At 63.7% G+C, this 21,297-nt stretch carries 15 protein-coding genes; 10 read left to right on the forward strand and 5 right to left on the reverse strand.

The window, feature by feature from the left end; all coding sequences use genetic code 11:
- The first annotated feature begins 132 nt into the window (after positions 1 to 132).
- Complete coding sequence (locus CNX70_RS19625) at positions 133 to 1,833, forward strand: CehA/McbA family metallohydrolase (protein WP_096236309.1); 1,701 nt, start codon at positions 133 to 135, stop codon at positions 1,831 to 1,833.
- Here the strand turns inward: CNX70_RS19625 and CNX70_RS19630 are convergent.
- A complete protein-coding gene (locus tag CNX70_RS19630) occupies positions 1,817 to 2,749 on the reverse strand; it encodes a LysR family transcriptional regulator (RefSeq protein WP_096236311.1) in 933 nt (310 codons plus the stop codon). The two genes, CNX70_RS19625 and CNX70_RS19630, sit on opposite strands and share 17 nt — an antisense overlap.
- A gap of 143 nt (positions 2,750 to 2,892) precedes the next feature.
- Here CNX70_RS19630 and CNX70_RS19635 point away from each other — a divergent pair, with 143 nt between their 5' ends.
- From CNX70_RS19635 to CNX70_RS19650, 4 genes are all read left to right on the forward strand, one after another.
- Entirely contained in the window at positions 2,893 to 3,321 is a 429-nt protein-coding gene (locus tag CNX70_RS19635) for a RidA family protein (RefSeq protein WP_096238569.1), read from the forward strand.
- 118 nt (positions 3,322 to 3,439) lie between these two features.
- Positions 3,440 to 4,075 carry a hypothetical protein gene (locus CNX70_RS19640; protein ID WP_096236313.1) on the forward strand — a complete coding sequence of 212 codons (636 nt, stop codon included), beginning with the start codon at positions 3,440 to 3,442 and terminating at the stop codon, positions 4,073 to 4,075.
- 12 nt (positions 4,076 to 4,087) lie between these two features.
- The gene (locus tag CNX70_RS19645) at positions 4,088 to 4,747 is read left to right on the forward strand and encodes a hypothetical protein (protein ID WP_157751175.1); all 660 of its coding nucleotides are present in this window, start codon (positions 4,088 to 4,090) and stop codon (positions 4,745 to 4,747) included.
- A gap of 179 nt (positions 4,748 to 4,926) precedes the next feature.
- A complete protein-coding gene (locus CNX70_RS19650) occupies positions 4,927 to 7,038 on the forward strand; it encodes a prolyl oligopeptidase family serine peptidase (RefSeq protein ID WP_096236317.1) in 2,112 nt (703 codons plus the stop codon).
- A 153-nt stretch (positions 7,039 to 7,191) separates the two neighbouring features.
- Here CNX70_RS19650 and CNX70_RS19655 read toward each other — a convergent pair whose 3' ends face one another.
- Entirely contained in the window at positions 7,192 to 7,815 is a 624-nt protein-coding gene (locus tag CNX70_RS19655) for a glutathione S-transferase family protein (protein WP_096236319.1), read from the reverse strand.
- 210 nt (positions 7,816 to 8,025) lie between these two features.
- Between CNX70_RS19655 and CNX70_RS19660 the strand changes: the two genes are divergently transcribed.
- Positions 8,026 to 10,731: a M1 family metallopeptidase gene (locus CNX70_RS19660; RefSeq protein ID WP_096236321.1), complete on the forward strand. Its 2,706-nt coding sequence runs from the start codon at positions 8,026 to 8,028 to the stop codon at positions 10,729 to 10,731.
- Between the two features lie 539 nt (positions 10,732 to 11,270).
- Complete coding sequence (locus tag CNX70_RS19665; protein ID WP_244198877.1) at positions 11,271 to 12,017, forward strand: YceI family protein; 747 nt, start codon at positions 11,271 to 11,273, stop codon at positions 12,015 to 12,017.
- Here CNX70_RS19665 and CNX70_RS19670 read toward each other — a convergent pair.
- A complete protein-coding gene (locus CNX70_RS19670; RefSeq protein ID WP_096238570.1) occupies positions 11,980 to 12,609 on the reverse strand; it encodes a LysE family translocator in 630 nt (209 codons plus the stop codon). The two genes, CNX70_RS19665 and CNX70_RS19670, sit on opposite strands and share 38 nt — an antisense overlap.
- 154 nt (positions 12,610 to 12,763) lie before the next feature.
- Between CNX70_RS19670 and CNX70_RS19675 the strand changes: the two genes are divergently transcribed.
- Positions 12,764 to 15,655, forward strand: coding sequence for a hybrid sensor histidine kinase/response regulator (locus CNX70_RS19675; protein WP_244198878.1), 2,892 nt, complete (start codon positions 12,764 to 12,766; stop codon positions 15,653 to 15,655).
- 55 nt (positions 15,656 to 15,710) lie between these two features.
- Here the strand turns inward: CNX70_RS19675 and CNX70_RS19680 are convergent, their stop codons facing one another.
- Entirely contained in the window at positions 15,711 to 18,854 is a 3,144-nt protein-coding gene (locus tag CNX70_RS19680; protein ID WP_244198879.1) for an NAD(P)-binding protein, read from the reverse strand.
- Positions 18,855 to 19,047: 193 nt separating this feature from the next.
- Here CNX70_RS19680 and CNX70_RS19685 point away from each other — a divergent pair, with 193 nt between their 5' ends.
- On the forward strand, positions 19,048 to 19,590 hold the full coding sequence (locus CNX70_RS19685; protein WP_096236323.1) for a phosphohydrolase: 543 nt from the start codon (positions 19,048 to 19,050) through the stop codon (positions 19,588 to 19,590).
- A gap of 362 nt (positions 19,591 to 19,952) precedes the next feature.
- Complete coding sequence (locus CNX70_RS19690; RefSeq protein WP_244198880.1) at positions 19,953 to 20,552, forward strand: response regulator; 600 nt, start codon at positions 19,953 to 19,955, stop codon at positions 20,550 to 20,552.
- 428 nt (positions 20,553 to 20,980) lie between these two features.
- On the opposite strand, the gene CNX70_RS19695 is transcribed toward CNX70_RS19690, so the two are convergent.
- Positions 20,981 to 21,190 (reverse strand): hypothetical protein, encoded by a 210-nt coding sequence (locus CNX70_RS19695; protein WP_096236325.1) that lies wholly within the window; start codon positions 21,188 to 21,190, stop codon positions 20,981 to 20,983.
- Positions 21,191 to 21,297 lie beyond the last annotated feature (107 nt).

Raw genomic sequence — 21,297 nt, forward strand, 5'->3', positions numbered from 1 at the left:
CACCATTCGCCCTGGATTTGCGCCAGATCATGGCACCTGACGGTGCAAGGGCGCCACTTGCTGGTGCATGCGGGAACCAGTACGTGGCAATTCTTGTCTAACTGCCATCTGAAGCAGTCGCGGGAGGCCACGATGATCAAGACACGGCGCCGCCGCTTACGGTCACCTCGGCCACCGTGGCTGGCTTGCGCGTGCGCCGGCGTGCTGCTCATTACGTGGAGCAACACTGCCGCAGCGCAAGAGCCGAAGGAACACAGCGAACTCGATGCCACCGTCGTCGCGCCCTTCCGCGCTGCAGCCGGTGCGCGGACAACGCAGGCGCGCACATTTGTCGTGCGGCTCGCCTACCCGGACGGAATCCGCGCGCATGCCGTGCACTGGACACTGACCTTGTCCGGCCCCGGCCCGCAAGGGGCCGTGCTGCGGCGCTGGTCAGGCACGCAACAGGTGGGCGCCGACGGCCAGAGCATAACCCTGCCCTGGGATGGCCGCGCCGACGCCGATGCGCGCGAACGGCGCATGCTGGCACCGGACGGCTTGTACCAGTTGCGCCTGCTGGCCGTGGCCGATGCGGGCACGCCGCAAGAGGCGCAAGTGGAGCAGCAATGGCAAATCCAGGTGCAGCGGGGCGCCAGCACGGCGCCCCGGGTGCCCGCCTTCCAGGCGGGCCTGCAACAACTGTCCCGCCTGGATGGGCAGGTGGATTACCGCATCGTCTACGCCAATCTGCACAGCCAGACGCGCCACAGCGACGGCGGCGCGGCTCTGGACGCTTGCCGTGGTGCGCAGGAACCGCAAACGGCGCCCTTCGGCCCCATCGATGCGTACAAGTATGCACAAGATCACGGCCTGGACGCCTTGCTGACATCCGAGCACAACCATATGTATGACGGCTCGGACGGCACCAACGCCGCTGCCGTGCCGGCAGAAGCCAAGGCCCTGTACCAGACGGGACTGGCCGAAGCGGCCGCCTACACGGCTGCCCACCCGGGATTCCTGGCCCTGTACGGCATGGAATGGGGCGTCATCAACAAGGGCGGCCACCTGAACATTATCAACAGCGACCAGTTGCTGGGCTGGGAAAGGAATGCCGGCGGAGAATTGCTGGCCGATGTGGAAACGCCGAAAAGCGACTACGCCGCCCTGTATGCGCTGATGCGCGAACGGGGCTGGCTGGGCCAGTTCAACCACCCGGCGCAAACGGGCCAGTTTCTCGTCAACGGCCAGCCGCTGGGCTACACACAAGATGGCGACGCGGCCATGGTGCTGTGCGAGGTGATGAACACCTCCGCCTTTTCCACCAACGACAAGGAAACGGAGACGCGGCGCAGCAATTACGAGGCGGCCTGCAACCGGGCCCTGGCAGCCGGCTACCACGTGGCCTTCAGCAGCAACCAGGACAACCACTGCGCCAACTGGGGCGCGTCCTACGGCAACCGCACGGCCGTGCTGGTGGCCAGCCCGGCCGCCGGCATGCCCGTTTCACGCGACAGCTTCCTCGAAGCGCTGCGCGCGCGCCGCGTGTTTGCCACCATGGACAAGCACGCGCAACTGCTGTTCACGGCCAACGGCAAGCTGATGGGCGAGCGTTTCGACAACCACGGTCCCTTGCACCTGGCCACCCATTTCAGCAACAGCGCGGGCCGGCAGGTGGCCGTCGTCGCCATTTTCCACGGCGTGCCGGGCGGCAACGGTTCCGTGACGCCCATATCGGACCAGGCCGAGGTCACCTTCACGCCCGCGCCCGGGGCCCATTTCTATTACGCACGCCTCACGCAGGATGACGGCAACAGCGTCTGGTCCGCACCCGTGTGGGTCAATCAGTTGCCGTGATGGTGACGGGGTGGACGGAGTGCCGGGCCATCAGTTCGGCCACCCAGTCGATAAAGACGCGCAGTTTCTTGCTGACATGGCGGTTCGGCGGATAGGCGAGATAGAGCGGCATGGCGTCGACCGTCCATGCCTCGAACAGCGGCAGCAGCTCGCCCCTGGCCACATGCGGCCGCGCCATATAATCGGGCAGCCACAGTACGCCCAGCCCCGCTACCCCGGCCGCCAGGTAGGCGTTGCCGTCGTCGATCGACAGCACGTACTGGCCATGGATCTTGACGCTCCTGCCCTCGTGGTGCATCACATATGGAAAGCCGTTGCCGCTGCGGGCCCAGCGAAAGCGCACGATGCGGTGCGCGCTATCCTGCAAGTCCAGCGGATGCAAGGGCGTGCCTACGCGTTGCAGATAGGCCGGCGCCGCATACACGCCCAGTGGCAAGTCGGCGAGCTTGCGCGCCATCAGCGACTGGTCGGTGACATCACCGCCGCGTATCACGCAATCGACATTCTCGCCGATCACGTCGACCATGCGGTCGCTGGCGCCCATGTCGAGCACAATATCGGGATACAGCGCATGAAACCCGGGCAGCGCCGGCACCAGCAGCAAGGCGGCGAGCGGACTGGGCACGTCCACCCGCAACTGGCCCCGCGGCAAGGCGGCGGCATGCGGCAAGCTCGTTTCGATTTCTTCCAGGCTATCGAGCACCTGGACGATGCGCTCGTAGTAGGCGGCGCCATCGGCCGTCACATTGACCTTGCGCGTGGTGCGGTTCAGCAGTTTCAGGCGCAGCCGCGCCTCGAGCTGCTGCACCAGCTGTGTCACCGTGGTGCGGCTCATGTGCAAGGTCGCGGCCGCCCGCGTAAAACTGCCCGTCTCGACCACCCGCACGAACGCCTTCATCGCATCAAACCTGTCCATCGACACCTCCGCCACCCGATTGTTTGGATTATACAAATAGTCCAGGCCGATCTTGCCGCTTTATCCGCAGGCGAACGGTGATTACAGTGTTCTCCATGCAGCAACTTCGCTGCAAGACCAAGGAGCACGCAATGAACTCGGAAATGAACACACGCGACGCCGTATTCCCGCCGGGCCGCCAAGCCCTGTATGAACAGAACCGCTATTCCCCTGCCGTGCGGGCCAACGGCCTGCTGTTCGTGTCGGGGCAGGTCGGCAGCCGCGAGGACGGCACGCCCGAACCCGGGCTCGAGGCCCAGGTCCGGCGTGCGTTCGACAACCTGAACGCCATCTTGCAAGCCGCCGGCTGCACCTTCGGCGACGTGCAGGACGTGACCATTTTCATGCTCGATCCGCAATCGAACTTCCAGCGCATCTGGGATATCGTGCAGGCCGGGTATTGGGGCGACGCGCCCCACCCGACGGTCACGGCCGTGGGCGTAACGTGGTTGTATGGTTTCCAGTTCGAGATCAAGGTAGTAGCCAGGCTGCCTGGCCACCATGCTGCTTCGGGAAGCGTGCAGGAAAAATAGCGGCAGTTTTTCCTTCGCACGATTGCCCGTCGCAGCGTTCACAGGCACTGATCTATGGCAACATGGCAGCGCCGTTTTGACAGCAAGGCGGCGCAACCGACCAATGCCAGGAAACGCAATGAAGCCAAAAGCGCTGATCATCGCCAATATTGAAGAGTACTTGCTGGAGCCGCTGACCGCAGCGGGCTTCAAGTTCTCGCCAGGCCAGCTGACCTTCAAGCGACCACAGAACGAATTCGTCCAGGCCATCCATTTCCAGGCCAACCGCCATAACGAAGAGCATGTCTGTGCGGCATTCTGGAGCCACTATCAGGTTTCGTCCAGATCCTACACATCGTGGCACAAGGCACGTTACGGTCACGAATCTGCCAACAATATCGTTGGCGGCGTGGCGGACTGGAATATCAGGAACTGGCAATTCCCTGTCATCGATGGCAAGGAGAACAAAGAACACCAGCTCGTCGATCCATCCCATCGGGCGACAGTCATGGTTTGCCTGCGGGACAATCTGCTGGAGTTGGCCCTCCCCTGGCTTGAACACCTTTCCCATTGGGAAAATGCGGCCCTGGCCCTGGTCGAAACGCAAGACTCGCATGCCAGGGCCTGCGATTTTTATCTGCTGGCAGGCAAGCAAGAAAAAGCCTTGTGGGCCTTGAACGAAGGCATTGCCTACTGGGACAGAAATCCCAAGGCATCATATCCGCAAGAAAAAGAGGAGATCGCTTTGCGGATGGAGAAATACTTCAATGCTTAAACACTCTACACCATGACCGGGATCACTTGCCCCTACGATGGCGACTGCGGACACCACTTCGACAGCAGCGCAATGGATGCCCCGGATGGCGCGTTTTTGAAAACGGCCATCGGCAAAAAAATGACGTTCATGTTCCTGCACTGCCCCGAATGTTCAAGGATGTTCCAGTTCAATCCAGTCGCATGGACAGCGCAGGCTTGCGAGGCGGTCGCGCCCAAGGCCGCCAGGGGAGCGAAGAAAAGCGCCAGGCAGCTGGAAAAATTGCTGGCAAGGGAAAATGTGGCCCTGCCCCAGGCCTATCTCGATCACCTCCGCAACGGAAAGTCACGTCCCGACGTGGCGATTTTCAGGGACGAAGATCCCTTTACGCTGTACAGCCTGGACGAGCTGTGCAAAGACGTCGATGTGGACGGGACCAGGTATCCGGCAGTCAGGCAGCTGGCAGGTTTTGCGCAGGCGCTGGCACAAGCGGCGGGAGCAGGTTCGAAGCAGGCAGCACCGTTCAGTCCTGCCGAGCTGGCGGCTTGCCTGGCCATCGGCGAGGAAAACACGCGCATCCTGTTCATCGACAGCCGCGACAACGATGCATTGTGGATTTATCACCTTGACGGCGGCGATGTTGAAAAGACGCGGTTCACCCTGACCTCCCTGATTGGGCCCGGCGTATCCTGAAAGGCGCAACACGCCGCAGATTCTGCGGCCTGCTTCCATTCCAGCAAACAATATTGGAAAAGCATGCTATTTTTTAAGTGGTCGTCCATAGACACTGGTTCCTCACAGCAATCCATGGCACCATGGCTGCGCCGTTTTGCCTGCAACGCGGCCTCCATCGGACCAACCAGGAACCCACCATGTCGTCATATCGCAATCTCGCCGGCAGCATGCTGCTCGGCCTGGCCGCAGCGGGCATCGCCCATGCACAAGCACCCACGCCCGCCGCGTCCACTTCTCCCGCCGATCCCCACCTGTGGCTGGAAGAAGTCCTCGGCGACAAGCCGCTGGCCTGGGTCAAGCAGCACAATGCCGTCACCACCAAAGAGCTGGAAGCCCAGCCTGGCTTCCCGGCCCTTCAGGCGCGCCTGAAAACCATCCTCAATTCCAAGGAACGCATTCCCTACGTCAGCAAGGAAGGCGAGTATTACTACAATTTCTGGCGCGACGCCCAGCATGTGCGCGGCATCTGGCGCCGCACCACGCTGGCGCAATACCAGCTGGCCGAACCCGCGTGGGAAACCGTGATCGACCTCGACCAGCTGGCCGCCGGCGAGCATGAAAACTGGGTCTGGGGCGGCGCCTCCTGCCTGTATCCGAAGGGCGAACGCTGCCTCATTTCCCTGTCACGCGGCGGCGGCGACGCCAAGGTGGTGCGCGAATACGACGTGGCCAAGCGCGCCTTTGTCGACGGCGGCTTCACCCTGCCCGAAGCGAAGGGCAGCGCCAGCTGGATCGACGCCGATACCCTGTTCGTGTCCACCGATTTCGGCCCCGGCACGATGACCAGCTCGGGCTACCCGCGCATCATCAAGGAGTGGCAGCGCGGCACGCCGCTGGCGCAGGCGCACACCTTGTATGAAGCCAAGGCCGACGACCTGAGCGCGGGCGCCTACAAGGATTTCACGCCCGGCTACGAACACCAGTTCATCGAGCGGCAAATCGATTTCTACAGCGGTGAAATGTTCCTGCGCGACGGCGCCGACTTGAAGAAAGTGCCGAAGCCGGACGACGCGACGGCCTTCACCGTACGCGACCAATTGATCATCACCCTGCGCTCGGACTGGAAAGTGAACGGCAAGACCTACCTGCAAGGCTCGTTGCTGGCGACCGACTTCAAGGCCTTCATGCAGGGCAAGCAGGAGCTGGAAGTGCTATACGCGCCCACGGCCACGTCGTCGCTGGACAATGTCACGCCGACCAGGTCAGCCATCCTCGTGACGACTCTGGACAAGGTCAAGAACCGCCTGACGGAACTGCGCCACGTGAACGGCAAGTGGCAGCGCCGCGCCGTCGATGCGCCGAAACTGGGCACCCTGGCCGTCAGCGCGCTCGATCCCGTCGACTCGGACCAGTACTTCCTGACGGTGACGGACTTCCTCAACCCGACCACCCTGTACCTGGCCACGGCGCAGAGCGACAAGCGCACGAAAATCAAGTCGCTGCCCGCCTACTACGACGCGGCGCCGTACAAGGTGGAGCAATTCGAATCGACGTCGAAGGACGGCACGAAGGTGCCGTATTTCGCCATCATGGGCAAGAAGACGAAGTTCGACGGCAGCAACCCCACCGTGCTGTATGGCTACGGCGGCTTTGAAGTATCGCTCAAACCAAGCTACAGCGGCACCACGGGCGTGGCGTGGCTGGAAAAAGGCGGCGTGTACGTGCTGGCAAATATCCGCGGCGGCGGCGAATTCGGCCCCCGCTGGCACCAGGCGGCCTTGAAGGAAAACCGCCAGCGCGCATATGACGACTTCATCTCCGTGGCGCAAGACCTGATCAAGCGCAAGGTCACCAGTCCGCGCCACCTGGGCATTATGGGCGGCAGCAATGGCGGCCTGCTGACGGGCGCCGTGCTGGTGCAGCGTCCCGACCTGTTCAACGCCGTCGTCAGCCAGGTGCCGCTGCTCGACATGCGCCGCTATAACAAGATGCTGGCGGGCGCCTCGTGGATGGGAGAGTACGGCGACCCGGACGTGGCGGAACAATGGGCCTACATCAGCAAGTACTCGCCGTACCAGAACGTCTTCAAGGACAAAAAGTATCCGCGCGTGCTGTTTACCACCTCCACGCGCGACGACCGGGTCCACCCCGGCCATGCGCGCAAGATGGTGGCAAAGATGGAAGAGCAAGGCCACGACGTGCTGTACTGGGAAAACACGGAAGGCGGCCATGCAGGCGCCGCCAACAACGACCAGCAAGCGCTGATGTGGGCGCTGACCTACACCTTCCTGCTGGAGCAGTTGAAGTAATGTGGTGGTGTCGGTAGGCGTAGGTCGGCGTAGGTCGGCTTAGCCCAACGGGCGTAAGCCGACAACATTGTTGGCCCGCCCGCGATGATGTCGGATTACGCGTTCCGCTAATCCGACCTACCGGGCTACCGGACTACCCGGCTGCGGCATTCCTTATTTCGCCTGCGCGCTGGGGCGCTCGGCGATGCGGTCGCGGTAGGCTTGCAGGTTCTGTAACCCTTCCGCGCCCGGCCGGTACTTCATCAGGCCGCGCGCAAATTCCAGCGCGCAGAAGGCCGTGATGTCGGCAATCGTAAAGCGCTCGCCGGCGATGTAGGGCTGGCCGGCCAGCACCTGGTCCAGCCATTGCGCCGTTTCGCGCAGCTTGCCCGCCTGCACCGTGGCGAAATCGGGAAACTGCGGGTTTTCCAGCGCCACCAGGGCCGGATGGCCATGGCGTACCCAGTTGGCGGCGGCGCTGAACAGGTGCAGTTCCACGCGGCGGTCGGCCATTTCAATGAAGGCGCGCTCCTCGAAGCCTTCGCCCATCAGGTTGGGCTGCGGCTGCAAGCCTTCCAGGTAGGTGCAGATGGCGCGCGTCTCGGTCAGCACGCGCCCGTCCGCCAGTTCCAGCACGGGCACGCGGCCCAGCGGGTTTATCGCCAGGAAGGCGGGGTCGCGGTGCTGGCCCGCCATCAGGTCGAGCGCCACTTCCTCGATGCCGGTGATGCCTTTCTCGGCGATGAACATGGTGACGCGGCGCGGATTGGGCGTGCGGGGGCTGATAGTCAGTTTCATGTGCTGGTCTCGTCTCGTTATGGTAGTTGACAATCATACCAGCGCGCGGCAGCCACGCGCCGCCCCTGGCGCGTTGACTTTGCCTCCGTTTCGCCTTAGATTGCGCTACGGGAACGCTGGCCACCAGTTCCAGCGATGTCCCCCAACCGTCATCAACGCCCGCAACCTATCCGGCTGGCGGGCGTTTTATCCATGAATCAAGGGCATACCATGCATCGCACACCGACTCCGCGCTTCCGGCGCAGCCAACTGGCCGCCGCCGTCCTGGCACTGGCTTCCATCACCGCACTCCACCCTGGCCACGCCGCTCCCGCTGTCAAGTACGCCTCGGCCAGCCATGCCGTCAGCACCACCACGCAGCTGCCGCGCGGCGTCACGCCCTTGCACTATATTGTGTCGATCACGCCGGACGCTGCCGCCTCCACCTTCAAGGGTGAAGCCGCCATCAAGGTGGCCGTCGACACGCCAACGGCCAGCATCACCTTCAATGCCCTGAACCTGGCGTTTACGGCCGCCGCCATCGAAGGCCAGGGCGGCAGCAAGCAGGTGACGCGCAAGATCGAGTTCGATGCGGACAAGCAGACGGCCAGCGTGCATTTTGCCGAGCCACTGGCCAAGGGCGAGTACCTGTTGCGCATCGATTACAGCGGCAAGATCGGCACGCAGGCCACGGGCCTGTTCTCGCTCGACTACGACACGCCGCAAGGGCGCCAGCGCGCGCTGTACACGCAGTTCGAAAATTCCGATGCGCGCAGCATGCTGCCGTCGTGGGATGAGCCGGACTACAAGGCCACCTTCGATCTCAGTGTGGTCGTGCCGAGCAGCCAGATGGCCGTCAGCAACATGCCGATTGCCCGCAGCGAGGAGATGGGCTATGGCATGAAGCACGTGACCTTCGCCACCACGCCGCGCATGTCGACGTATCTGCTGTTCTTCGGCCTGGGCGACTTCGAGCGCGCCACGGCCATGAGCGACGGTACGGAAATAGGCGTCATCACGAAGAAAGGCGCGCTGGCGCAAAGCCGCTTCGCGCTCGACGAGTCAGCCGCCCTGCTGCGCGAATACAACGATTATTTTGGCGTGCGCTACCCGCTGCCCAAGCTCGACAACATCGCCGCGCCGGGCCGCAGCCAGTTCTTCGGCGCCATGGAAAACTGGGGTGCCGTCTTCACCTTCGAATATGGCCTGCTGCTCGACCCGGCCATTTCGACCCAGTCGGACAAGGAAAACATCTACACCACGCTGTCGCATGAAATGGCGCACCAGTGGTTCGGCGACCTGGTCACCATGCGCTGGTGGGACGACCTGTGGCTCAACGAGGGTTTTGCGTCGTGGATGGAAAGCCGCACCACGGAACGTCTGCACCCGGAGTGGAACACGGCCCTGTCCAACGTGGGCGGGCGCGAAGCGGCCATGAGCCAGGACGCGCTGCGCACCACGCACCCGGTGGTGCAGCGCATCGCCACCGTGGAGCAAGCCAGCCAGGCCTTCGACGGCATCACCTATCAAAAGGGCGAAGCGGTGATCCGCATGCTCGAAGCATACGTGGGCGCCGATACCTGGCGCACGGCCGTGCGCAGCTACATGCGCAAGCATGCGTATGGCAATACGGTGTCGGACGACCTGTGGCGCGAAGTCGATGCCGCCGCCGGCAAGCCTGTCAGCGCCATCGCCCATGATTTCACCCTGCAGCCGGGCGTGCCGATGATAACGGTGGGCCAAGCCGTGTGCAGGAAAGGCAGCACGCGCGTGACTCTGACGCAGACAGAATTTTCCAAGGACCAGCCGGACAAGAAAGCGCTGTCGTGGAAAGTGCCGGTGATCGCTTCGACGGTCGGCAACGGCAAGCTGGCCCGCGTGCTGGTCAGGAATGGCAAGGCCACCCTGAACGTGCCCGGTTGCGGCGCCCTGCTGGTGAACGCGGGCCAGAGCGGCTACTACCGCACCCTGTACGCGCCAGCCGGCACGCGCGCGCTGGCGCGCAGCTTCGCGCGCCTGGCGCCGATCGACCAACTGGGCTTGCTGGCAGACAGCCAGTCGCTGGGCATGGCGGGCTTGCAAGATCCGGCCGGCTTCCTGGAACTGATCAAAGCCACGCCGCTGTCAGCCGACCCGCAGGTGCTGGGCAAGGTGGCCGGCGCCCTGGGCGGCCTGTACGAACAGTATGCCGGCGATAGCACGGAGAGCAAAGCGCGCCAGCAGGCGTTCGGCCGCTACGCCATGGCGCGCCTGGCGCCGATGATGGCGCAGACGGGCTGGGAAGCGCGCGTGGGCGAAGCATCGAGCGTGGCGACCCTGCGCGGCCAGCTAATCGCCATCCTCGGCGACATGGGTGAGCCGGGCGTGCTGGCCGAGGCGCGCCGCCGCTATGCGGCCAGCGAACAAGACCCTGCCGCCATGCCAGCGCCGCTGCGCCGCACCATCCTGGGCGTGGTGGCGCAGCATGCGGACGCCGCCACCTGGGAGCAGCTGCACGCCAGGGCGCAGCAGGAAAAAACGCCGCTGGTGAAGAACCAGCTGTACGACCTGCTCGCCTCGAGCGACGACACGGCCCTGGCGCAGCGCGCGCTGGCGCTGGCGCTGACGGAGGAACCGGGCGTGACCAACAGCCCGGCCATGATCTCGCGCGTCTCGCGCACGCATCCGGAACTGGCCTTCGACTTCGCGCTGGCGCACCTGGAGCAAGTCAATGCGCGCATCGACGCCAGTTCGCGCAGCCGCTACTTCCCGCGCCTGGCCGCCGGCTCGGCGCAGCCGCAGATGATCGCCAAGCTGAAGGCGTACGCGCAGGCCAACCTGCCCGAAGGCGCGCGCGGCGACGCCGACAGTTCCGTGGCCGGCATCGAGTACCGCATCAAGGTACGCGCCGAGCGCCTGCCTGCCATCGATGCGTGGCTGGCGAAGCAAACGGGCTAAGTGGCATTCCCGGCGCCGTAGCGCCGGGAGGCGATGAAAACCGATGAAAACGCAGGCAAAAAAAAACCGGCTTCGCAGATTGCGGTAGCCGGTTGAAACGCTGTTTCAGAGCGCAGGGATAAACTGGGAAAAACAAGAAAGCGGAAATCGTGCCGGTCATTGAGGTGTCCGGCAACCCTGCGCCCGGGGTTTCCGTGCGCCATGACTCCACTATGCCAGCCCTTCGTTGAGACAGGCTTAGGACTTCATTAAATCCCCGCACTATCCCTGCATTTCTCCTGCCCCACCCTGCGATTATTACTATAAAACAAGTTTCACGTGTCTGGTGCCGATGGTTGAGCTCACCGGCTAAGCTGTTGAGTCATGCCTGCATCCTATCGCTCCCGGAACGTAGTGATGTGCGCAACGCATGCTGTGTGCCAACAAACGCATCATAGCAGCGCCATATGACCGCCTTATGACGTAGCGCTAACATTGCACACGCGCCACCGCGCCGATCGCGTACTATTCCCCCATCGCCTCTGCCCTCGTATCTGCCCATGCCCAGCCAGCACCACCGCCTGCCGTCCGCCATCCGCACCACGTTCCTGCTCGCCTGCGCCGTGCTGGCGGCCTGCACGCCCTTGCCGCCCGCTCCTGCCCCCGCTTCCGCTCCGGCCTCCCCTGCAGCCATGCCCGCGCCCGCATGGCAGCGGCAAGGCGTGCAACTGCTGCACATCGCGCCCGAAGAATCCCTGCTGACCATCACCGTGCGGCGCGGCGGCGCGCTGGCGCGGCTGGGGCATGACCACGTGATCGCCAGCCGCACCTTGCAGGGCGTGGTGGCGCCCGCGCCGGGGCGCGCGCAATTCCAGTTCCGGCTCGACGAGATGAGTGTGGATGAAGAAGGCTTGCGCCAGGCGGCCGGGCTGACGACGACGCCGTCGGCCGACGCCGTCGCCGGCACGCGCCACAACATGCTGGTGCGCGTGCTGGACGCCGAGCGTTATCCGTGGGTCAGCATCGAGGCCCGGCGCACCGGCGACAAAGAGGTGTTTGAAGCCGCCATCACCCTGCATGGCGTGACGCGCACAGTGCAGTTGCCGGTGCGCATCGAGCAAGCGGCCGATGGACGCCGCCTGCAGGCCAGCGGCAGCCTGCTGCTGAAACAGAGCGACTTCGGCATCATGCCGTTCGCCATCCTGGGCGGCGCCATGGCTGTGCAGGACCAGATGGAACTGGCGTTTCGCATTGCCGCCCGGCAAGAACTCAGCGCGCCAGGATCAGGCGCAAGCCCAGGCCGATGAAGATGGTGCCGGCCACGCGGTCCAGCCACAGGCCGGCGCGCGGGCGGCGGTTGAGCCACAGGCCGACGGCGCCGGAAAAATAGCCGAGCAGGCTGAACAGCACGCAAGCCTGCGCCGTGAAGACCAGGCCCAGCTGCGCCGTCTGCCAGCTGGCATTGCCCTGGCCCGCGACGATAAACTGCGGCAAGAACGAGAGAAAAAACAGCACGACTTTCGGATTGATACTGTTGGCAAACAGTCCTTTGCCGAACAAGCGCAGCAAGGACTCGTCGGGCAAGGCGCCCGCGCCATCGACTCTGGCGCCGCCACGGCTGCGCAAGGCGCCGATGCCCAGCCACACCAGGTACAGGCCGCCAGCCACTTTCAGCGCCGTAAATGCCGTGGGCGAGGCGGCCAGCAGGGCCGACACGCCGATGGTCGCCAGCAGCGTGTGCGTGAGGCAGCCGAGGGCACAGCCCAGGCCGAATACCATGCCCTGGCGGCGCCCGCGCGACATGCCCACGCCCAGCACCATCAGGTTGTCGGGGCCGGGACTGGCGGTGATCAAAACGGCGGCGGCCAGGAAGGCCAGGAACTGGTCGGGACTGAGCATGAATATCTCGCGGGCAAAAGGCGCCATGATACCGGAGCGGGCGCCATGCCGGCAGGACATGAGTGCCCGTGCGCCACCGAGAGTCGATTAAAATGGCTACTCCACAGCAAACGGCGTTGCCGCCACTCCCGCGCGACCATCACCACACTCATCGATGCCTATCCACCCGCCCCCCTCCAGCCACCGCGCTTCGCGCTCCCGCGTCAGCGCCTGGCTATGCGGCTGGGCGCTCCTGTTCGGCCTGCTGTTCGGTCTGCTGGGCCTGGCGGGTGCGGCGCAGGCGGCGCCATTACCCCTGGGCAAGCAAGGCATCGCGCACCTGGGCAGCGGCGGGCAACTGTTTTTCGCCGGAAATGAAGCCGCGCCTGCCGATGCCACCGCCCTGCCCGCCTGGCTGGCGCGCCAGCGCCCGGCCGAACGGGTCGACCTGTTCGGCGGCGCCTACTGGCTGCATGCGCAGGTGCGCAACGACAGCGGCGTCGCGGCCTGGGTCATCGACCCGAACGATACCCTGATCGATCTGGTCGACCTGTACGTGTATGGCCCCGGACCGCACGCGGCGCCACATACCTTGCTGACGGGCTACCAGCGCCCGCACGAATATTTGCTGCACTATGGCAGTAACGTACAGCTGGCGCCGGGCGCCACGTATGACATCCTGATCCGCTTTTCCAGCCCCTACTACGCGCGCGCCCCCCAGTTCGGCGTGAGGACGCAGCAAGACTACCGCAAGCTGGTGGCCAAGGAAAACTTCCTGATGGTCGCTTCCATCGGCGCCCTGCTGGCGCTGGGCCTGTTTAATTTCTTCATCTTTTCCATCACCCTGGAAAAAGCCTCGGCGTATTACGCGCTGTACGTGCTGACGTATGGCCTGGCCTGGGCCATGACCTTCCACGTCTTTGCCGACCTGTTCGACTGGCACCAGTTGCAGCTGCATTACGTGCCGTTTTTCCTGCTGCCCGTCTTCAGCACCCTGTTTTACATGCATTTCCTGCGCCTGCGCGACTACTCGCCCCTGCTGTACCGCCTCAGCAAGGTCAACCTGGCGCTGCCCCTGCTGCTCTTGCCCAGCTGCTTCTTCGCCCTGGCGTATGCGCACACCCTGGCCACCATCGCCATCAGCATCTGGATGCTGCTGGCGCTGATCTGCGGCATCGTCGTCTGGTGCCGCGGCTACCAGCCGGCGCGCTTTTTCGTGCTGGCCTTCGTCGCCCTGATGCTGCCCGGCTTCCTGATCCTGCCGGCCAACCTGGGCCTGATGCCGGCCATGGTGGCCAACGCCCAGCTGGTGACCCTGCTCGGCGGCACGTTCGACGGCTTGCTGCTGGCCTTTGCCCTGGCCGACCAGATCCGCCTGCTGCGCAACAACCTGGAACAGCGCGTGCAGGAGCGTACCCTGGCCCTGACCCTCAGCAACGACGCCCTGCTGAAGGCCAAGGAGCATGCGGAAGTGGTCAGCCGCCACCGCATCGATTTTCTGTCCGCCATGAGCCACGACATCCGCACGCCGCTGGCCGGCGTGATCGGCATGCTGAAGTTCGCCCTGCGCGACCAGTCCGTCAAAGGCCGCACGCAGGAATACCTGCGCATCGGCCTGCACAATGGCGTGTCGCTGCTGACCATCCTCAATGACATCCTCGATTTCTCGAAGATCGACGCGGGCAAGCTGACCCTGGAAACGGTGGACTTCGACCTGCTGGCGCTGATCGGCGACGCGGCCGGCATCGTGCAGGGCCAGGCCGACGCCAAGAGCCTGCTGCTGCGCCGCGAACTGGCGCTGGACCTGCCCCGCTACGTGCGCGCCGATCCCACGCGCCTGCGGCAAATCCTCATCAACCTGCTGGGCAATGCCTTGAAGTTCACGGCGAACGGCGAAGTGCTGCTGGAAGTGCGGCGCGCCCGCACGCCGCCGCGCCGCGATGGCCGCAGCGAGATCGACTTCATCATCAGCGACACGGGCCCCGGCATCGACGCGGACACCTTGCCGCGTTTGTTCCAGAAATTCGAGCAGGCCGACCATTCCACCACGCGCCGCTATGGCGGCACGGGACTGGGCCTGGCCATCTGCAAGGAACTGGTCGAATTGATGCAAGGCAGTATCGGCGTGGAAAGCCGGGTCGGCATCGGCTCGCGCTTCCATTTCACCTTGCCGCTGCATGACGGCAGCGCGCCGGCGGCCGACGCGCGCCGGCCCACGCACCAGGCGCGCCATGCCTGTCGCCTGCGCATCCTGTGCGCCGAAGACGTGCGCACCAACCAGATCATCATCGGCACCCTGCTCGAAAGCATGGGCCATGCCGTGACCATCGTGGAAAATGGCGAACAGGCGCTGCACGCGCTGGGCACCGGCGCCTACGACTGCGTGCTGATGGATGGCCGCATGCCGCTGATGGATGGCGAACAGGCCGCGCGCCTGATCCGCGACGGCGGCAACGCGCAATTCCCCATTCCCGACGCGCACATCCCCATCCTCGCGCTGACGGCCAACGCCAGCGAACATGACCGGCAACGCTACCTGGCCTGCGGCATGGACGACTTCCTCAGCAAGCCCGTCGACGAAGCGCTGCTGTTCCAGAAAATCGACGCCATCATCGACCTGCTGCTGGCGCGCGGCCACGCCCTGCCGCCGGCCGTGCCCACCGGGGACGATACCCTGGCGCGCCAGTTCGGCCTGGACGCCGCCGACGACGAGTCACCCGCGCCGGCCGATCCCATGATGGCGCCCGTGCACATCCTGCCGCTGGCAGGCCTGTCGCCGCAGCACTTGCAGCGCATCGCGCAAGCGTTCCTGATGGAAGCGCCACGGCGCCTGGACCTGGCCTGCCACGCCGTGCGCGATGGCAACGCCAGCGCGGCCGCCGCCGCCTTCCACGCCTTGAAAGGCAGCGCCGGCTACCTGAGCCGCCCCACCCTGCACGGCCTGTGCCACCAGATGGAAACCCTGGCCTCGAACGGCCAGCTCGATAACGTGGAGCCATTCCTGCCGCAGCTGCAGGCGGCGCTGGACGTGGCGCGGCGCGACCTGGAAGCTCAACCGGGAGCTTGAAGCGCCCGCGCGCGGTTGAACGTGACACGACCCGACAGCATCAGGCGTCGCATGGCTAGAAGTCCTTTTCGCCCTGGATCACGGCCGGATAACCGGTCATCGCGCGCGAGGTCTGCATGCCCGCCATCACGGCCGCTTCCACGCAGCCCGCGTTGAGGCCCGTCTTGATCCAGTCGCCCGTCAGGAACAGGTTACTGAAGCCCGACTGGTCGGTGGCCAGCCGGTACTGCGTGCTGCCCACCACCGACATGACGTAGCGCTCGGACGGGTCGACGTTGGCGCGCCAGTACTGGCTGTCGAAGCGCGCCGGCCCCGTGCCGGCTTTCGCATCGACCAGCCATTGCCACGGAAACGCGCCAGGCGCGCCCGCCTCTGGCCACAGCGCACCGATTTCCCGCTCCAGCTGGTGCAGTGCGCCCTGTTTCGCCCTGGCCGCGCAGCGGGCGGGAAAGCCCGTGTCGGTGACGGGCGGGTAGCTGTCGACGGGGAAGGCGCTGCAAAAATACGACACGTTTTTCGGTTCCAGCCCCGCCGGCCAGTCTTCGTGCGCCAGCAATTGATCCATCGGCGCCCACGTGTCGTACGGCTCCGTGAAGGCCGACAGCACCGGTTGCTGCCCTTTCGGCTGCGTGGTCCAGCCCATCTGCGCCAGGTTTTTGTTCAGCCACACCTGATAGGCCTGCGTGGCCACGGTTTTTACCTTCTCGGCCGCCACTTGCAGGGCCGGGCTTTGCGCCAGCAGTTGCGGGCACAGGGCGGGCAGCGAGCCGATGGAAATGCCGAACACCACTTTGTCGAAATCGACGCCCTTCTTCAAGACCGTGGCCGGCAGCTGGCGGCCGAACGCCTGCTGGTACTGCTGCGGCCAGTCGCTCCAGTACGATTCCAGGTTGACTTCCTGCGCTTGCAGCAGCGCCGCCTGGGCCGGCTCGATCTGTGCGTAATCGGGCGCGCTGGGCCAGCAAGCCATGCCTTTCACGTCCACCAGCGGCGCGTAGCCGGCGGCAGGGTCCTTCAATTGCACCTGCTGCGTGATGCGGATGCTGTCGATGTCGCCCGCGCCCGGTACCAGCTCTTCCACGCGCTGGAAGAATTTGAATTCCACGCCCCTTTTTTTCAGCACCTCGTACAGCGGCGTAAAAATCGTGTCGCCCATACCGGCCTGCATCTTGAACATGATGCCGCCCTTGTAGGCCAGACCGATGCGCGCCATCGCCCGCAACAAGGTGCCCGCCTCGATGTTCGGCTTGGCAAAATCGCCGCCCTCGTAGGCAAACACCAGGTCATAAAAACCCCGCACGGGCGCCGAATTGACGCTGAACTGCTCGTCGCCGCCATGTTTTTTCAGCCAGGCGCGGAAATCGATGTCGTTGATGACGTCAAAGCCGTGCTTGAACACGCCATCTTCGAACATGCCCTTCATGACCGTGATGCCCAGGTCCAGGCAGGTGAACAGGCGGCGCAATTCATCGTCGCCGTCGATCAGCGCGCGGTAGCGCAGGCGCAGCCAGGCGCGGATGCCGTTCAGGGTGCTGGCCAGCAGCTGGTGGCGGGCCTGGTCGTGGCGTGTGGAGTCCGGCGCCAGGTCGGCCACCAGCGCCGCCAGCGCGCCCACGGACAGGCCCACGTCGAGCCCCAGTTCATCGGCCTGCCCCACCACTTCGTCGGCCAGGCGGCGCAGCCAGCCCGGCCACACGCCTTCGCCTTGCGAGGCGCTGGCAGTGGCACGCTCAATGCGCGCGTCGGCGTCCGCCACTTGCCGGATCTGGCGCAGCCACTGCTCGATCCAGCCCACCATGGCGATGGCCATCTGCCACAGGGTGATGTCTTCGCCGCCCTCGCCCGGCTCGCCCGGCAAGGTGGGAAAGACGATGGACCAGTTGCGCCACTGGCCCTTGACGTCTTCCGACAGGGCCACGTAATCGTGCTGCTTGAAAGCGTCGCGCCAGGTGGCCAGCGGCGCGCCGGGCGGGCGTTCCAGGCTCGCATACGCTTCCTTGATCATCTTGAAGGCGTTCGCGTAAAAGCCGAACCAGATGTGCAGGCCGTGCTCCTCGATGCGCTGGCCCACTTGCGCGTTGCGGCCGCTGGCGCCCTTGCCGCCCAGGCGCCAGCCCAGCTGATAGACGGTGATGGCGTGCCGGTTTTGCCAGCCCGGCTGGCTCGTCAAATAATACGCGGCGGTCATGGCCGCCACGCCGCCGCCGAGGATGGCGATCTTTTCCGGCGCGATGCGGGAATTGTCGACCAGTTCCTCGCCCGGCATGGCCGTGAAGTCGAAGTTCACATGGAACGGCAATATCGCCGCCTGCGGCCCCAGCTGCAAGCCCAGGGTCTGGTCCAGCGGAAAGCTGTCAAACGCGTGCAAGGTGCATTCATACTCGTAGCCGAGCAGGCGCGCGCTGTGCAGGCGGTTGATTTCGGCCGGCGCAGCCAGCAAGGCCTGGTACACCGCTTTCACGCCAGCGCTGTCGGGGAATTGCTTGAGGAAGATCTGGTCGATGCGCGGCTTGCGCAGCAGCGACAGGATGTCCGCCCAGCCGGCCTGGTCCATGTCGAAGAAATCGGGGATGGACAGGAAAATCGTGAAAGCCTGCTCGATGAGTTCCAGGAAGCTGTTGACGCTCTTGTGCGCTCCCGTCTGCACGGTGGCGTTGACTTCCAGCAGCGGGTGCAGGGCCAGTTTCGTTTCCGGCGAAAAATGCTGGAAACCCTTGGCGGCGACGGAGCAGCGCAGCGGCTCGCTGCCGGCGGCGGGAATCGCGTATTCGCACAGGTATTTCGGATAGCCGAACAGCTCGCGCCCGTTGATCAGGGCCATCGCGTCATCGACGAAAATATGGCACGGGTACCAATAGATATGCGCGAGCTTGCCGTGCTCATCCATCTGGCCCACCATGATCCAGGTGACGATGTCGACTTCCGTGATCCAGCCCTTGGCCTGGTCGACGGGATTGCTTGAATCCGCATGGTTGACGCGCGTAAACGTCAGCATCACGTACGGCGACAGCGCTTTCAGGGTCATGCGCTGGCCCGCCACCTGGTTCAAGGTGGTATTCACGGTGGCCTGCAGCCTGGCCAGGTCGCCCCTGACGAAATAGCCGTACATTTCCGACTGTTTCAATTGCAGCGGCGAGTGCATCATCACCGAACCGCCCTGATAGATATACGAAGGTCTTGCCGAAGGTTGCGCCGTCATTGCCCTGCCCCTGTGAAGTTTCAGACAAACAAGATTGCTATAGTGTATTGAGAAAGAACAATGAATGATATGAAATAAATGCAAGGATTTGCCAAGATGCATAGGCTCAGCAGCGCGCCACACGCGTCGCGGCCGGGGCAAGCCTGTGCCATCGGGTGTACGATGAGCCATCTTGCAACTCCGAGCACAGGCAATGATTACCACCGACTACGTTTCCACTTATTCCGGCAACCGTTTTTATCCCTTGCGTCCGCATATCGACAAGGTAGTCATTGAAGACATTGCCCACGGCCTGGCGTACCAGTGCCGCTTCAATGGACAGACGCAAGTGTTTTACTCGGTCGCCCAGCACAGCCTGATCGTCGCCGGACTGGTGCCGCCCCATTTGCGCCTGGCCGCCCTGCTGCACGACGCGGCCGAAGCCTACCTGGGCGACATGGTGAAGCCCTTGAAAGTGCTGCTGCCGGAATTTGCCGTCCTGGAAGACAAGGTCAGCGCCATCATCGCCACCACGTATGGCCTGGATTTTTCCGATTACGCGCCCATCAAGCGGGCCGACCTGATCGCACTGGCCACGGAAAAGCGCGACCTGATGCCCCACTCGGCCGAGCGCTGGGCCTACCTTGACGGCATCGCCCCCTTGCCCGGTATAATCGAAGCCATGGGTCCAGCCGAAGCCAAGCAGCGCTTCCTGCATGCCTTTGCCCAGTTTGGCGGGCTGGGGCTGGCGGCGTGAATGCTTCCACCCTGCCGCACGAACGGGCGCTAAGCCCCGGTTTTTGCACGGCTTTTTCAGATATCCACAGCAACTGTGGATAAAGTTGTTGATAAGCCCCTCTTGACAAGCCGCAACGCGAGTATAGATGCGGCTTTCAACAATTTGCTGATTTCACAGGCAATTTTTTACCCCAATGAAATCAATGACTTAGAATCATGATTTTACGCCAGAGCAAAGTTACTCGAACACCATGAAAATATATTTTGCTGTGCATACGCAATCCTGCTCCAGGCTGCCTTGCCTGAACCGCATTGTTTTGACAAACCCCGCAGACTGGCATAGTGTGGAGTGAGTGAGCACGATCAACGGTGGATAAATGCATGAATATGGATAGCGACAATGCCGCCACGGGAGCGGACGAACCCGACTGGCTGGTCGAGGAGCCACTCGGGCGGGCAGAGGCGGCAGCAGAGTCCGCCAACACGGCGCCATGGCGCGTGCTGATTGTCGATGATGATGTCGATGTGCACGTGGTGACCAAGTTCGCCCTCAGCCAGGCCAGTTTCCAGGGCCGCAGGCTGAGCTTTCTGCACGCGTATTCAGGCGCCGAGGCGCTCGCCTTGCTGCGCAGCACACAAGATATCGCCGTGGTGCTGCTCGATGTCATCATGGAAACCCAGGATGCGGGGCTGCAAGTGGCGCGCCAGATCCGCGAAGACTTGCACAACAGCGCCGTGCGCATCATCCTGCGCACGGGCCAGCCTGGCCAGGCGCTGGAACACCGCATCATCATCGACTACGACATCAATGATTTCTGGTGCAAGACCGACCTGACCACACGCAAGCTGTTTACCACCGTGATCGCCTCGCTGCGCACCTACGCCACCTTGCGCGAAGCGCAGCAACAAGTCGCCGACCTCGCCGCCGCCCTGGCCCACTGCGGCGACGCGCCAGCGGAACCGGCCGGCGGCACGCCCTGACCATCCGCCGCTACTTTCAGTCATCAAAACAAGAGCACTGGATAGGCATACAGGCTTGTGGCATGCCCCATTCTGGCCCATTTTGCTGGCCGATGGCATGCGCTGACCGGCCCCACTTCCTAAGTAGCGGATTGTTAAGCGCTTTTTCAGATATCCACACGGACTGTGGATATCTTTGTGGATAAGCGCCTATTGACAGGCCTCAAAGCCACAGCCCGTGCGGCTTTCAATAAACTGCTCAATCAAACAGCAAAAATAAAATCCATTAAAATCAACTACTTAGAAATCCACACATCATCACAAGAAAATTATTTCGCCAGTTTCGCTAACCCATCATTTGTGCATAACTGAGCCGCAATGATCAATCCGACAACACCAGAGTGGCGCTGCCGGCAACACAGTTGCCGTGTGGATACTCAATGCATAGTCTAGCGGCGCTGCTCCGGATGCAGCAGCACGCGCTCGATCAGTTCCGGGGCGACATTGTATGACTTCAGGTATTCCAGCGCACACAAGGTACTGAAGGCGGCCTGCACGGCGATGCCCAGATTGACGATGTCGCACATCTTTTGATCGACCCGGGCATGCGGCACCACGGTTTTGACGGGCATATGCAGCGTTTCTGTGGAATTAAGCATGATGAACAACTCCTGCGAAGGGGAACGGAGGGAGGGAGACGGCGTAGCGCTACGAACCGCACCCGCGCTGACAGGAACAGTGGTCGTGCTGCCGATAAAGTATTGCT

Source organism: Janthinobacterium svalbardense, assembly GCF_002327145.1.
Lineage (GTDB): Bacteria > Pseudomonadota > Gammaproteobacteria > Burkholderiales > Burkholderiaceae_D > Janthinobacterium > Janthinobacterium tructae.

What these genes read in the sequence shown, in the direction of transcription:
- CNX70_RS19625 (WP_096236309.1), top strand. Translation starts at nt 133, where the DNA reads ATGATCAAGACACGGCGCCGCCGCTTACGGTCACCTCGGCCACCGTGG.
- CNX70_RS19630 (WP_096236311.1), bottom strand. Translation starts at nt 2,749, where the DNA reads ATGGACAGGTTTGATGCGATGAAGGCGTTCGTGCGGGTGGTCGAGACG.
- CNX70_RS19635 (WP_096238569.1), top strand. Translation starts at nt 2,893, where the DNA reads ATGAACACACGCGACGCCGTATTCCCGCCGGGCCGCCAAGCCCTGTAT.
- CNX70_RS19640 (WP_096236313.1), top strand. Translation starts at nt 3,440, where the DNA reads ATGAAGCCAAAAGCGCTGATCATCGCCAATATTGAAGAGTACTTGCTG.
- CNX70_RS19645 (WP_157751175.1), top strand. Translation starts at nt 4,088, where the DNA reads ATGACCGGGATCACTTGCCCCTACGATGGCGACTGCGGACACCACTTC.
- CNX70_RS19650 (WP_096236317.1), top strand. Translation starts at nt 4,927, where the DNA reads ATGTCGTCATATCGCAATCTCGCCGGCAGCATGCTGCTCGGCCTGGCC.
- CNX70_RS19655 (WP_096236319.1), bottom strand. Translation starts at nt 7,815, where the DNA reads ATGAAACTGACTATCAGCCCCCGCACGCCCAATCCGCGCCGCGTCACC.
- CNX70_RS19660 (WP_096236321.1), top strand. Translation starts at nt 8,026, where the DNA reads ATGCATCGCACACCGACTCCGCGCTTCCGGCGCAGCCAACTGGCCGCC.
- CNX70_RS19665 (WP_244198877.1), top strand. Translation starts at nt 11,271, where the DNA reads ATGCCCAGCCAGCACCACCGCCTGCCGTCCGCCATCCGCACCACGTTC.
- CNX70_RS19670 (WP_096238570.1), bottom strand. Translation starts at nt 12,609, where the DNA reads ATGCTCAGTCCCGACCAGTTCCTGGCCTTCCTGGCCGCCGCCGTTTTG.
- CNX70_RS19675 (WP_244198878.1), top strand. Translation starts at nt 12,764, where the DNA reads ATGCCTATCCACCCGCCCCCCTCCAGCCACCGCGCTTCGCGCTCCCGC.
- CNX70_RS19680 (WP_244198879.1), bottom strand. Translation starts at nt 18,854, where the DNA reads ATGACGGCGCAACCTTCGGCAAGACCTTCGTATATCTATCAGGGCGGT.
- CNX70_RS19685 (WP_096236323.1), top strand. Translation starts at nt 19,048, where the DNA reads ATGATTACCACCGACTACGTTTCCACTTATTCCGGCAACCGTTTTTAT.
- CNX70_RS19690 (WP_244198880.1), top strand. Translation starts at nt 19,953, where the DNA reads ATGAATATGGATAGCGACAATGCCGCCACGGGAGCGGACGAACCCGAC.
- CNX70_RS19695 (WP_096236325.1), bottom strand. Translation starts at nt 21,190, where the DNA reads ATGCTTAATTCCACAGAAACGCTGCATATGCCCGTCAAAACCGTGGTG.